The organism is Methylophilus sp. 3sh_L, from assembly GCF_046766015.1.
In the GTDB taxonomy this organism is placed as follows: domain Bacteria; phylum Pseudomonadota; class Gammaproteobacteria; order Burkholderiales; family Methylophilaceae; genus Methylophilus.
On the sequence record NZ_JBKOUF010000003.1, the window covers coordinates 315,916 to 328,214 of the forward strand.

At 53.2% G+C, this 12,299-nt stretch carries 10 protein-coding genes; 7 read left to right on the forward strand and 3 right to left on the reverse strand.

Features of this window, described 5'->3' with window-relative positions; translation table 11 throughout:
* Genes ACIDF8_RS09260 through ACIDF8_RS09285 form a run of 6 tightly spaced genes read left to right on the forward strand, consistent with a single transcriptional unit; the run spans position 1 to position 5,986 of the window.
* Entirely contained in the window at positions 1-1,200 is a 1,200-nt protein-coding gene (locus tag ACIDF8_RS09260) for a type II secretion system F family protein (RefSeq protein ID WP_412010322.1), read from the forward strand.
* 2 nt (positions 1,201-1,202) lie between these two features.
* Positions 1,203-2,693 carry a hypothetical protein gene (locus ACIDF8_RS09265; protein WP_412010323.1) on the forward strand — a complete coding sequence of 497 codons (1,491 nt, stop codon included), beginning with the start codon at positions 1,203-1,205 and terminating at the stop codon, positions 2,691-2,693.
* On the forward strand, positions 2,693-3,310 hold the full coding sequence (locus tag ACIDF8_RS09270; RefSeq protein WP_412010324.1) for a hypothetical protein: 618 nt from the start codon (positions 2,693-2,695) through the stop codon (positions 3,308-3,310). The genes ACIDF8_RS09265 and ACIDF8_RS09270 overlap by 1 nt, the downstream gene beginning before the upstream one ends.
* Positions 3,307-4,488 (forward strand): hypothetical protein, encoded by a 1,182-nt coding sequence (locus tag ACIDF8_RS09275; RefSeq protein WP_412010325.1) that lies wholly within the window; start codon positions 3,307-3,309, stop codon positions 4,486-4,488. Before ACIDF8_RS09270 ends, ACIDF8_RS09275 begins: the two co-directional genes overlap by 4 nt.
* A complete protein-coding gene (locus ACIDF8_RS09280) occupies positions 4,485-5,210 on the forward strand; it encodes a type II secretion system protein (protein ID WP_412010326.1) in 726 nt (241 codons plus the stop codon). Before ACIDF8_RS09275 ends, ACIDF8_RS09280 begins: the two co-directional genes overlap by 4 nt.
* A 14-nt stretch (positions 5,211-5,224) precedes the next feature.
* Positions 5,225-5,986 carry a HesA/MoeB/ThiF family protein gene (locus ACIDF8_RS09285; protein WP_412010327.1) on the forward strand — a complete coding sequence of 254 codons (762 nt, stop codon included), beginning with the start codon at positions 5,225-5,227 and terminating at the stop codon, positions 5,984-5,986.
* On the opposite strand, the gene ACIDF8_RS09290 is transcribed toward ACIDF8_RS09285, so the two are convergent.
* Complete coding sequence (locus tag ACIDF8_RS09290) at positions 5,965-6,174, reverse strand: (2Fe-2S)-binding protein (protein WP_412010328.1); 210 nt, start codon at positions 6,172-6,174, stop codon at positions 5,965-5,967. The genes ACIDF8_RS09285 and ACIDF8_RS09290 overlap by 22 nt on opposite strands.
* 221 nt (positions 6,175-6,395) lie before the next feature.
* Positions 6,396-9,293, reverse strand: coding sequence for a valine--tRNA ligase (locus ACIDF8_RS09295; protein ID WP_412010329.1), 2,898 nt, complete (start codon positions 9,291-9,293; stop codon positions 6,396-6,398).
* Between the two features lie 125 nt (positions 9,294-9,418).
* Here ACIDF8_RS09295 and ACIDF8_RS09300 point away from each other — a divergent pair, with 125 nt between their 5' ends.
* Positions 9,419-10,930, forward strand: a complete 1,512-nt coding sequence (locus ACIDF8_RS09300; RefSeq protein WP_412010330.1) for an esterase-like activity of phytase family protein — start codon at positions 9,419-9,421, stop codon at positions 10,928-10,930.
* A gap of 74 nt (positions 10,931-11,004) precedes the next feature.
* Here the strand turns inward: ACIDF8_RS09300 and ACIDF8_RS09305 are convergent, their stop codons facing one another.
* The gene (locus ACIDF8_RS09305; RefSeq protein ID WP_412010331.1) at positions 11,005-12,258 is read right to left on the reverse strand and encodes an FAD-binding domain-containing protein; all 1,254 of its coding nucleotides are present in this window, start codon (positions 12,256-12,258) and stop codon (positions 11,005-11,007) included.
* Positions 12,259-12,299 lie beyond the last annotated feature (41 nt).

Sequence of the window (12,299 nt, forward strand, 5' to 3'; positions counted from 1 at the left end):
ATGACCAGTTACCGATACACCGCGATTGATAGGCTAGGACAGTTAAGGCGCGGCTATCTGGTATTCGACTCGGAACAGGCGCTGGCTGAATACTTGCAGCAGCAAGGCTGGGAGTTGATCACTTTTAAACTGGCCGAGCCATTACGCTGGCAGCAGCCACGCGTGCATCCAAAAATGTTGATTGTGTTTTGTGTGCAGCTGGAGCAATTATTGCAGGCTGGCTTACCGCTCTGCCAGGCCATTGCGGTCTTGGCAGAGCAGGCTGAACAGGCAGTGATGGCAGAGGCCTTACGCGGTTTGTTGCGCGATCTGGAGTCTGGCAAGTTACTCTCACAAGCCTTGCAGGCGCAGCCAAAGGTCTTTCCAGCGTTGTTTTATCAGCTGGTCAATGCAGGAGAGCGGACGGGTCAGCTTCCGGAAACGTTTGGGCAGTTGAAGGCCACCTTAACGTGGCAATTTGAGCTGAACTCACAAATCAAGCGCGGTCTGAGCTATCCCGCCGTGTTATGTGTGATGGTGCTCATCGCGGCATACGTGATGCTGACTTTTCTGGTGCCTCAAATGGCGGGTTTCCTGCAAAGCCTGGGACAGGCGTTACCTTGGAGTACCCGCTGTTTATTGGCACTGTCCGAGGGGGTGATGCATTACGGTGGCTATCTGCTGATTGCGCTGCTCTTGTCAATCCTCATCGTTCGTCTGACCATCACGCGCTCGGTGAAATGGGCGTATAGATTGGATAGCCTGATCTTACGACTACCGGTCTTTGGTCGCTTGATTCAGGCATTGGTGATCACGAGGCTATGTAGGTTTCTAGGACTGATGTACCAGGCTGGGATTCCATTGTTGCAGGCATTGCAATGGTGCCAGCCTTTGTTGACGCAGCGCGTGATGGCACGTGCACTTGCAGACGCATATGCGCGTGTGGAATCCGGTGACAGCCTCACCGCCAGCTTTGCGGCGAGCGGACAGTTTCCACCCTTGATGTTGCACCTGCTCAAGGTGGGGGAAACCACCGGCGGCTTGGACCGTATGTTGTTTCAATTGGCTGAATACTATGACCGCGAGGTGCAAGCACGCATTCAGTCACTACTGCGGATGTTGGAGCCCGTACTGACGATTTCATTGGGCTTGATGTTGCTGTTTTTGATGGCCGCCGTCATGTTGCCGGTTTATGACAGCTTTTCAACGATCAGGTACTAAGCATGCCAAGCCAGCGCTTTATTCTCCTGATCGATACGCAAGGGTGGCGGCTCGCGCGATTCAAAGGCAATCAGTTCTGTGAGCTACGTAAATTCGGCATTGATGAGGTGGGTCAAGCGGCGCTGTCCGAATGGATGAATGCTTATTCCGGGGCAAGATTGGCAGTGTTAACCAATCTGCCCGACGAGCATTATCAGGTGGAAGTGATGCCTATGGCACGTGGCGCAGCTGGACGCTTGCTGCTCAAACGCAAACTTGCCGCGTGGCCTTATGCACAAGGTTTCTATACGGCCTTTCAGTTAGATACACTTCAGACAAGTCGATTAGAAAACCGGTTTTTGTTTGCCGGGTTGTTTTTCCCGCCGCTGACAGACTGGTTAGCCAAGCTGGAAGCCGCGGCATTGAGACTGCAGGGTGTTTATACGCAAGCAGTATTGATGCCGTATTGCTTGCCAGCAAGCGGGCAGCGACTGAGCGATTGTATTTGTGTGCACTTTGAGCAGATGACGGTATGCTTGAGTTATTTCAAACATCAACGGCTGTGTTTCAGGCGTCGTCTTTCCATCCCCACGCAAGAAGTCCACGATGTGCAGGCGGTGATCCCGGCACTCATTCAATTGCATCAGGTGTTGGTCAGTCAATTCAGCTTATCCGAGGCTGCAAGTCTACCTGTATTTTGCATCACCCCAGAAAAACACATTCCCGAGGTGCCCGTGCTTCCCCTCCCTTTTCAGTGGCAATCAATCACTGAGGATGCACTCATTCAATCTGTAGGCCAAGGCCCACTCCCTACTGATATTAGTGCTGTCGAGTGGGTTGCCCTGCATGCAATATTGGCAGACCAGCCGCTACCCAACCTTGCGACGGAAGCTAGCCTGTTGCCCGACAAACTCAAGCAACTGCAGCGCACGATTCACTGGGTAGGGGCCGGTCTGGCGTTGTTATTAGTGTTGTTATCTGTCATTCATGTGCTGGCCACCCAGCAGCTGCATGCACAAGCTCAGGCTGTACAGGCAAAGCTCAAAAATACCTCACCTCTGCCATTGGCTGCAGGGCTGCGTCCAGAACAATTGCCTGCGATTCGGGCATTGACGAGTGCTGTGCAAGCCATCGGCGCATCCGCCAGGCTGCCCGATCAGGCTTTGCATGATCTACAACCCATTCTCAGTGAGTTGCATGCATGGCAGTTGATCCGGCTCGAATGGCAGGCTGAACTGCCTGCAGCCACGTCTACAGAGACGCATGCGTATCAAGCCTTGAACATGACTTTTCAAAGAAAGGAAACAGGACGCGCTGCGGTTGCATTGCGGGAGTGGCAGGCGCTGATACAGCATCTCACGCAGTTGCCGTCGGTAAAGCAGCTACAAACAGCGGCGCCTACCCCGCAACATGAGTCCAATAGACGCCAAGGCAGTACCGATCCGCTTGCAATGCTAGCGTTGCAACCTGTACTTTCGCTGACCTGGGCTGACAGCAAGCAGGAGCATTTGTGATGCACAGACAGGGATGGACGGCGTTAAAAAAAACCATATTTTTTTGGTTGGGCGTGATGAGTGTGATCGGGCTGTGTAGCTTGGTGCAATATCAACAATATGAAGAAGCCGCACTGAATTTAACGCAGGTGAACGCCCAGTGGCAGCAAAGACAGAAACAAATCGCCTATCAGCAGTCGTTTTCTTCAGAGATTGAGGCCTATTTGTCCCAGCACAAGCAATGGGACAAGCTAGGATTGATGTCTCCCTTGAATGTCGCTGCGTGGGAGCAGTCGCTTGCTGAAATGCAACAAGGGTTGGACTTGAGTCATCTCCACTACGAGTTTTTGCCGGTCACCCCTTGTGACCCTGCCCAATGTTTGGCAAATGCGCCCATGGGTCAGCAAGCCAACATAAAAGTGATGCTTAGCCGTCTGCAGCTCTCATGGTCGGTCAAGCATGAGACAGACATATTGGCATGGTTGAACGCCTTGGCGCATCGATATACAGGCGCAATCAAAGTTCATCATTGTGTTTGGGCAGTGACGCCGCCATTCGTGGAGATTGATGCGCAATGCGAACTTCACTTGTTTAATTTCCCCGATGTACTGTCCAACGCGTCAGCTCTGCAGCCATGACCGTATATGCAAACCTGCAACGAGGGGTCGCGATCTGGGCGCTGTTACTGTTGTTGTCCGGCATGGCGGGCATGTTGGTGTATCCCTGGTTGGGACGAGAAGTTTTCAGTCAGGCGTCATTGCATCAAACCATGGCCGTTTTGGCCAGGGCTGAGCAGGCCTTGCTTGCCTATGCGCAGCAACCCTTGGGCACCACCGCTTGTGAGTTGAATTGCCCACGCCCTGGCGATTTACCATGCCCGGACCGCAACAATGATGGCATTGCCGAAACCTCATGCAGTAATTCCGCCCGCTTGGGCCGGTTGCCCTGGAAAACGCTGGGCCTGGGTGACTTGCGGGATGGCAGCGGTGAACGCTTATGGTATGCGGTCTCAGAGCGCTATAAAAACAATCCCCGGTTGCGCCCCTTGAATTTGGATACGCAAGGCAGTTGGAGCGTGGAGGCTAAGAATGGGCCGACTTGGAGCGCAAGTTTGGGGAGCGGCGTGGTGGCGGTGGTGATCGCACCTATGCAACCCTTGTTACGGCAGGATGGCTGGCAGCAACGCCGGCTGCAGCCAAGCGACGTTGCCCAAGAATATCTTGATGTTGAGGGGGCTTTGGATAATGCCAACCCCACAGAGTACAGCGATCATGGGTTCGTCATGGCGCCTGCTTCTGCACAATTTAATGACGTGGTCTGGCCGATCTCTTCAAACCGTATGCATCAGGCCATGCAAAAGCAGGTGTTATCTGAGCTCAAGCGCGCATTTACTTGCACAGTCAAGCCCTGTGCGGTTTTACCTGCGCCAGCCGCGATTACCGATGCGACTTGTTTGGGAGCGCAATCATTGCAAGCCGGGCAGTGTGTGTCTGCTCAATCCACCCTAGGCCGTTTGCCGGTCGATCAGGACTTGCGCGGCCCGCTGGCAAATCAAGCCATGCTGGATGGTCAGGCCATGCATCACTGGTTTCAGCAAAATGGCTGGCGCGAGCAAGTGTTTTATGTACCACGGTCTGCGCAAGCGGTCCTGGTGGTGTCTGGGGAGATTTTGCCTGGGCAATTACGGCAGACGGTTGCGCAAAAAACTGAGTATGCGAATTTTATCGAGATGTCGACAGTGACTACCTTAAGTCTGGTTGGCATCAGCGCATGGGATGCAGCAAGTAATGACCAGCTGGAGCAAATCCCAAGATGAAGGGCATTAGAGTGCATTTGCTTCGATCGCCCTGTTCCCAAAATGGCTTCAGCTTGCTTGAAATGGCAATCGCCTTGGTGATTTTAAGCTTGATGATGGGCTGGTTAATGACGCCGCTAAAGGTGCAATATGGCTTGCAAAAATATCAGCAAACCGAACAGCGGCTATATACCGCGCAGCAGGCCTTGCTAGGGCATGCTTTGATTTATCATTATCTACCGTGCCCTGATACGGATCAGCCGCCAGATGGCTGGGAGAACGTATTATCTAACCAAAGCTGTGCCAGTGATGAGGGGACAATGCCCTGGCAACAACTCGGCATCGCGGCCACCGATGCTTGGGGCCGCTTTTTTCGGTACCGTGCGGACAGCACATTTACCCATCATAGCCAGTGGTTTTCAGTCAATGCTGCCGAGAGCGCCAGTAATATTCAGGTCAGCAGTGATACTGGTGCAGCCACCAGTGTGCCGAGTCGGCCTGCAGCAATCATCCTTTCGCATGGCGAAAACGGGCTGGGTGGCATACAATCCGTTTCTGGCGGCGGCGCCTATGTCATGGCCGCGCCCGCGCATGCGGATGAGCGCGAAAATGCAGATGGCGACCTGGCGTTTGTCGATCAAGCACAACAACAAGCCGGTACGGCAGTATTTGATGACCGGCTGATCATGTTGTCGCCCAAGGTGTTGATTCAGCAAATGGTGCAAGCGCAACGCCTGCCATGAATATTGGAAGATAGATGCAAGACGATTTGTTGTTACGGTACAGTCGGCACATTATGCTGCCGCAAATTGAATATGCGGGGCAAGAAACGCTGACGCAAAGTCATGCTCTGGTGATTGGCGCGGGTGGTTTGGGTGCGCCGGTGGCGATGTATCTGGCCGCGGCCGGGGTGGGTACGCTGACTATTTGCGATTTTGACCAGGTGGATCTGACCAACTTGCAACGTCAAATCATTCATACGACGGCTGCCGTTGGGCAAAACAAAGCCCTGTCTGCCCAGGCGACGATTGCACAGCTGAATTCTGAAGTAAAGGTTCATGTCGAAACCACGCGGCTCAATGCCCAAGCGCTTGCCGGACGGGTTGCTGCCGCAGATGTAGTGATTGATTGCTCTGATAACTTTGCCACGCGCTATTTGCTCAACCAGCTTTGCTTTGAGCATAAAACCCCTTTAGTCTCGGGCGCCGCGATCCGCTTTGAGGGGCAGTTAAGCGTGTTTGATTTCCGCCATGCCGAAAGCCCTTGCTATCACTGCCTGTATCCAGACGTTGGGGATGACCAGGCATTACGTTGTGCAGATAACGGCGTATTTGCCCCGCTGGTCGGTATGATAGGCACAGCGCAAGCCGCTGAAGCGATTAAGGTGTTGCTCAATATAGGCCAGACGATGGAGGGCCGGTTGCTGTTGCTGGATGCGCTCAGTGCAGAATGGCGCACCATCCGTCTCAAAAAAGACCCGCATTGCCAGATTTGTGGTCAGTCTGAATCGGTGGCCTGAGACTGTAACGAGTTCACCAATTCCGTGATCTCCCATTCGCAGCCAGCGCAGCCTGACAGCGCGCCAGAATAACGCGAGATCCCGTCCAGATCTTTACCTTGCCTGACCAGCTCGATAATCAGACCGCGCGTGGTGCCGCTGCAACTGCACAGCACTTCTCTGGGATCGTTTTCAAGCAAGTCAGCCATTCTTCCTTTTGTTCCTCAGCGCCGCCCTATTCGGCAGCCACCCTCAATCCACCTTTGTATTGCAAGCTAGACCAACAATAAAGCCATTGGTTTATTTCATAGGCTTTTAAAAGCGCATCGGCCGCCCTCTGACTGCAGGGCGTCAATGAATACCAAATGACCAACCGCTTTAATACAAGCGGGTGATGCGTGCGTATACATGCGATACATACGCTAGACCATTACTTGAGTTTGGCTAGTTGCGCCTGCAGTTTTTCCAGGTTGGCGCTAAATTCTGCCAGGCGGGCTTTTTCCTGCTCAACCACGGCAGCCGGCGCGCGGGCGACAAAGCTTTCATTGCCCAGCTTGCCATTGGCCTTAGTAATTTCGCCTTGCAAGCGCGCAATTTCTTTTCCTAAACGCTCTTTTTCGGCGGCGACATCAATTTCCACCTTGAGCATCAGTTTAAAGTCAGCGGCCAGCATCACTGGCGCATCGGCTTCCGGTAACTCGGCGACAATCTCGACGTTTTCCAGCTTGGCCAGTGATTTGAGATAGGGCGCATAAGCTGCCAGTTGCTCGGCATCGCCAGCGGCAATCAATGGCACTTTGGCGGCAGGTGAAATACTCATTTCCCCCCGCAGGCTGCGGCAGGCTTCGACGGCCGTTTTAAGGGTGGCTACCCAGGCCTCGGCCTGCTCGTCGATTTTCTCCAGATCGGCTTTAGGATACACCTGCAACATGATGCTTTCGGTGCTGCGCGATTTGTCTTTCAGTTCGGTCATGGGTGCCACGGTCTGCCAGATTTCTTCGGTAATAAACGGAATAATCGGGTGCGCCAGACGCAAAATGGTTTCCAACACTCTTAACAAGGTACGTCTAGTTGCGCGCTGTTCGGCTTCATCGCCGCCTTGCAGTTGTACCTTGGCAATTTCCAGGTACCAGTCGCAATACTGGTCCCATACAAATTCGTAGATCGCCTTGGCGGCAAGGTCAAAGCGGTAGTCGTTAAACGCACGCTCGACTTCGGCTTCAGTGCGTTGCAGCAAACTGACAATCCAGCGGTCTGCCTGGCTAAATTTGCGGCCACCGGCGTCACAACTCTCGGCGCCAAAGCCATTGTCCTTGCCTTCCGTATTCATCAGCACAAAGCGGGTGGCGTTCCACAGCTTGTTGCAGAAGTTACGGTAACCTTCACAACGTTGCAGGTCAAACTTGATGTCACGGCCAGGTGAAGCCAGGCTGGCAAACGTGAAGCGGAGGGCATCGGTGCCATACGCTGCAATGCCTTCCGGGAATTCCTTGCGGGTACGTTTCTCGATTTTTTCCGCATCTTTCGGGTTCATCAGGCCGGTGGTGCGTTTTTTCAGCAGCGATTCCAGGTCTATGCCGTCGATCAAATCAATCGGGTCCAGCACATTGCCTTTGGATTTGGACATTTTCTGGCCTTCGGCGTCGCGGATGAGGCCGTGCACATACACATGCTTGAACGGGATCTTGCCGGTCAGGTGCTTGGTCATCATCACCATGCGTGCGACCCAGAAAAAGATAATGTCAAAACCGGTGACCAGCACGCTGGAAGGCAGGTATTGCTGCAAGGCCTGATTTTGCGCATCCAGTGCCTCGTCGCCGGTCCAGTCCAGGGTCGAAAACGGCCACAGGGCGGAGGAGTACCAAGTATCTAATACATCCTCATCACGTTTCAGGTGGCCGGTATAGCCCGCTTGTGCTGCCATTTGTTTGGCTTCAGCTTCATCATGCGCGACAAATACTTCGCCATTTTCGCCATACCAGGCCGGAATCTGATGCCCCCACCACAGCTGACGTGAGATACACCAATCCTGAATATTATTCAGCCACTGGTTGTAAGTGTTCACCCAGTTTTCCGGGTAGAACTTGATCTGGCCATCGGCGACCACTTCCAGGGCTTTTTCAGTAATGGATTTACCATCTGTCCCCGGCTTGCTCATGGCGACAAACCACTGGTCAGTCAGCATGGGCTCAATGACCACATTGGTGCGGTCACCGCGCGGCACTTTGAGTTTGTGTTTCTCGACCTTGACCAGGAAGCCGCCAGCTTCAAGATCGGACACGATCTGTTTACGGGCAGCGAAACGCTCCAATCCAACCAAGTTGCCAGGTAAGGCAATCGAGGGTTTGGCGCTACCATCCGCGGCATATACCTCTGCAACCTCTGGAACAAACCCCTGCAGGTTGAGAATCACGATCTTATCCAAGCCTTGGCGCTGGCCGACCATATTGTCATTGAAGTCATGCGCAGGCGTCACCTTCACCACGCCGGTGCCAAACTCTTTATCTACATAATCATCGGCAATAATCGGAATTTCACGGTCACACAGCGGAAGAATAACGTTTTTACCTATCAACTGTTTGTAGCGCTCATCTTCAGGATGCACCATCACGGCCACGTCACCCAGCATGGTTTCCGGGCGGGTGGTCGCTACGGTTAAATGGCCGGAACCATCCGCTAGCGGATAGTTGATATGCCACATCGAGCCGTCTTCTTCTTCCTGCACTACTTCGAGGTCAGACACGGCAGTGCCCAGTTTCACATCCCAGTTCACCAGGCGTTTGCCGCGGTAAATCAGGCCTTCGTTAAACAAACGGACAAAACTCTCGGTGACTACCTTGTTGAGGCCCGCATCCATGGTGAAGCGCTCACGGCTCCAATCAGGTGAGGTGCCCAGGCGGCGCATCTGCTTGGTGATGGTGCCGCCGGAGTATTCTTTCCATTCCCAGACTTTTTCGAGGAACTTCTCGCGGCCCAAATCGTGGCGGCTCACACCTTGCGCGTCCAGCTGGCGCTCTACCACAATCTGCGTGGCGATGCCCGCATGGTCAGTGCCCGGTTGCCACAAGGTGTTGTCGCCACGCATACGGTGATAGCGCGTCAGCGCATCCATGATGGTCTGGTTAAAGCCATGGCCCATGTGCAGCGTGCCGGTCACGTTGGGTGGCGGCAGCAAAATGCAGAAGTTGTCTTTGACCTCCGGATTCATGCCGGCGGCGTAGTAGCCCTTGCCCTCCCAAAAAGCATACCACTGGCTTTCGATGGTTTTCGGGTCAAAGGATTTGGCGAGTTCGCGCGTAGGCGCAGCAGTGTTGGTGTGTGTAGTCATGCGCGGGATTTTACCACAGCCGACCCTCTGTTCTGGTGCCTGCGCCAGCTTGGCACTAGTCCTGTCATATTAAATTCACCGTGAGCGATTAATTTAGTCAAAATTTTTTATTCTGGAGTTTTGACATGACTTTTAAATTAGCCGCCATGACCGTGGCGATTTCACTGGCGTTGCCTGCATTGGCTAATGCAACGCCTTCCCTGATTGCCATTGGCAGTTTGTCCAGCACGACTGATTTGTCGAGCTTTACTGGCATGCTCGAAAATGGGGTCGATCATCAGAATGTATTAGGGGGCATTGGCTCTGGCTTGGCCTGGGCGGGCGGCAATACCTTCCTGGCCTTGCCAGACCGTGGCCCGAATGCCACCGAATACAACCCGCTGGTAGACAATACCACTTCGTACATTTCGCGTTTCCAAACACTCAAGCTTGATTTGCAACAAAGCTTCAATGGGAGCAGCTACAGCTATAACCTGACCCCGACATTGACTGGCACCACGCTTTTATACAGCAATACGCCGCTGAACTACGGCACCGGGGCTGCTGGCACGGGTAGCGTAGGCGGCCAAAGCTACACATTGGGCAGTGGCGCGACTGTAAATGCAGGTAAATATTATTTTAATGGCCGTTCGGATAACTTTTTGGCGGGCACTAACTCCAGCAACCCGAATAATGGCCGTTTCGACCCCGAGGCGATCCGTGTTTCAAATGATGGTAAAAGTGTTTACGTCAGTGATGAATACGGCCCGTATGTCTACCAGTTTGACCGCGCAACAGGCGCCAGAACGAATGTTTACAATTTGCCGGCTGCGTTTACTGCCCAAAACTTGAGCAGCCAGGGGGCGAATGAAATCAGTGGTAATGCCAGCGGCCGTGTGGCCAACAAAGGCATGGAAGGCCTGGCGATTACCCCGGATGGCAAAACATTGGTTGGCTTTGAGCAAAGCCCGTTGATTCAGGATGGTGGCGATGGTAGCCGTACCAACCGTATTGTGACCATTGATACGAAAACAGGGGCCACCAAGCAATACGTGTACGACAACTATCTTGCTGATAAAAGCAAAACCTATAACAGCAGCGAAATTCTGGCTGTCAACGACCATACTCTGCTGGTGCTTGAACGCGATGGCAAGGGCCTAGGCGATGGCTCCAAGGCGGATGTGAAACGCATCTACAAAATCGACCTCAATGATGTGAATGGCGATGGCGTTGTGGGTGATCAGGCTGTAGATATTGGCTCATTGAATAGTGGCGCAGGCATCAGTGGCCAAACTAACCTGCAGAGCTATGCCGTGCAAAAAAGCTTATTCCTTGACCTGAAAGCTGCACTGGTGAATGCTGGTATTAGCAATACTAATATTCCTGCCAAGCTCGAAGGCATGACTTTTGGCGAGGACATCATGGAAGGTGGCGTGTTGTATCACACGCTTTATGTGGCTAACGACAACGACTTTGTACCAGGCATTGCAGGGGACAATAAATTCTTTGTCTTCAAGTTTACCGATGCAGACTTGAACGGCAGTCAATTTGTGAACCAGGCGTTATCAGTCAGTGCTGTACCAGAGCCAGCCAATGTTTCGATGTTGATTTCCGGCCTGTTCCTGATGGGTTGGTTGCAACGCCGTCGTCAGCGCTAATCCAGCGTTGTTTGTAAAAAGCCGCCAATGAAAGGCGGCTTTTTTATTGGCACCATGATTTGTTAATGGGTTTGTTAATGGTCGTTGGCAAAGACAAGCGGCTCGACTTTTTTCCAATAGCGGCTAAACCGCATGAGCTCATGATCACTGAAGCCGATATCATAGAGGCTGGGATTTGTTAGCCAAGTGAGTCGTACATCGCCTGCCGCTGCTTTTAGGGTGGTGTTTGGGGTGTTCTGGCTAATGAGCTGTCTCTGCGAATAGCTTGCCAGTACTTGCGCTGTGCTGCCGGTCCATATTTCTGTCTCTGGAATTTCGCTCAGGCAATCGGCCATGAATTGCAGGCGTTTCACGGGCCATTTTCCGTAAAGCGCAGGGTCAAATACAAAGACGCGCGGGGCATTGCTTTTTAGTAGAGCATGCTCAGGCGATAACATTTCGTCATGGAGCCAGACCACTGCGCTGTCGTCATGAGGGGGCAAATGCTGCGCTGTTATTTCCACAGGCAAATGTGCGCTGTGGCTGGCAGCAACCTCATCACCTGTTTGTGGAGGAGGGGCGCTAAACAATTGTTGATGCAATGTTTCGTAGCTGGCATCAAACGGGCAACGCACAGGACATTGCTGGCACCAGTGTCCACCGCCGAATTTAACGATATTCTCCTTGTTGAAGAAATAAGGTTTATGGCTAAAACTGGCCCCTATCCATTGCCATGAAAGGTGATTGGAGGCCAAGTCACCATCCAGCAGGTTTTGTTCAAACCAGTCTGCCGCTTGGCGCCAGTCTACTTTTAACCAATGCAACACATAGGCGGCAAACCACATGCGGGCATGGTTGTGTACGTAACCCTCTTGCCGCAGCTGACGCACAATTTCATCCATGCACACCAGCCCCGTGAATCCCTGCGCAATAAAGTCAGGCAAGGGCTGTGTGCCCAGAGCCACTTTAGGTGACTCCATGGGTTGTTTGATTGTCTCACCAAAACGGTACCAGACTTGCCTGAAGTAGTCGCGGTAGCTAAGCTCGGCAATCAGTTTGACACCGCGCTGACCAGCGCTTTGGCGGATGCTGTTCACCGCCTCGTGCAAGGACAGGCAGCCGTGGCGCAAGTAAGGCGAAAGCCGGGTGGCTGCGCCATCCAGATGATTCCGGGTCTGACGATACGCATCGGCATCAATGGCCGCCAACCGCTGCAATGCCGCGGTACGGCCACCTTGCCAGCGTTCATCCAGATCTGGTCCGCTAGCGTGCGGAAAGCAGGTGCGGATTTGTGCCAGCCGTTCTTGGCGGTCAGTGGCAAGCGTAAGGCGGACGGGCAGTTGAGACATCCGCCCATTTTGACACAACTAGTGATACCATGCGCTCAAAG

What these genes read in the sequence shown, in the direction of transcription:
- ACIDF8_RS09260 (WP_412010322.1), top strand. Translation starts at nt 1, where the DNA reads ATGACCAGTTACCGATACACCGCGATTGATAGGCTAGGACAGTTAAGG.
- ACIDF8_RS09265 (WP_412010323.1), top strand. Translation starts at nt 1,203, where the DNA reads ATGCCAAGCCAGCGCTTTATTCTCCTGATCGATACGCAAGGGTGGCGG.
- ACIDF8_RS09270 (WP_412010324.1), top strand. Translation starts at nt 2,693, where the DNA reads ATGCACAGACAGGGATGGACGGCGTTAAAAAAAACCATATTTTTTTGG.
- ACIDF8_RS09275 (WP_412010325.1), top strand. Translation starts at nt 3,307, where the DNA reads ATGACCGTATATGCAAACCTGCAACGAGGGGTCGCGATCTGGGCGCTG.
- ACIDF8_RS09280 (WP_412010326.1), top strand. Translation starts at nt 4,485, where the DNA reads ATGAAGGGCATTAGAGTGCATTTGCTTCGATCGCCCTGTTCCCAAAAT.
- ACIDF8_RS09285 (WP_412010327.1), top strand. Translation starts at nt 5,225, where the DNA reads ATGCAAGACGATTTGTTGTTACGGTACAGTCGGCACATTATGCTGCCG.
- ACIDF8_RS09290 (WP_412010328.1), bottom strand. Translation starts at nt 6,174, where the DNA reads ATGGCTGACTTGCTTGAAAACGATCCCAGAGAAGTGCTGTGCAGTTGC.
- ACIDF8_RS09295 (WP_412010329.1), bottom strand. Translation starts at nt 9,293, where the DNA reads ATGACTACACACACCAACACTGCTGCGCCTACGCGCGAACTCGCCAAA.
- ACIDF8_RS09300 (WP_412010330.1), top strand. Translation starts at nt 9,419, where the DNA reads ATGACTTTTAAATTAGCCGCCATGACCGTGGCGATTTCACTGGCGTTG.
- ACIDF8_RS09305 (WP_412010331.1), bottom strand. Translation starts at nt 12,258, where the DNA reads ATGTCTCAACTGCCCGTCCGCCTTACGCTTGCCACTGACCGCCAAGAA.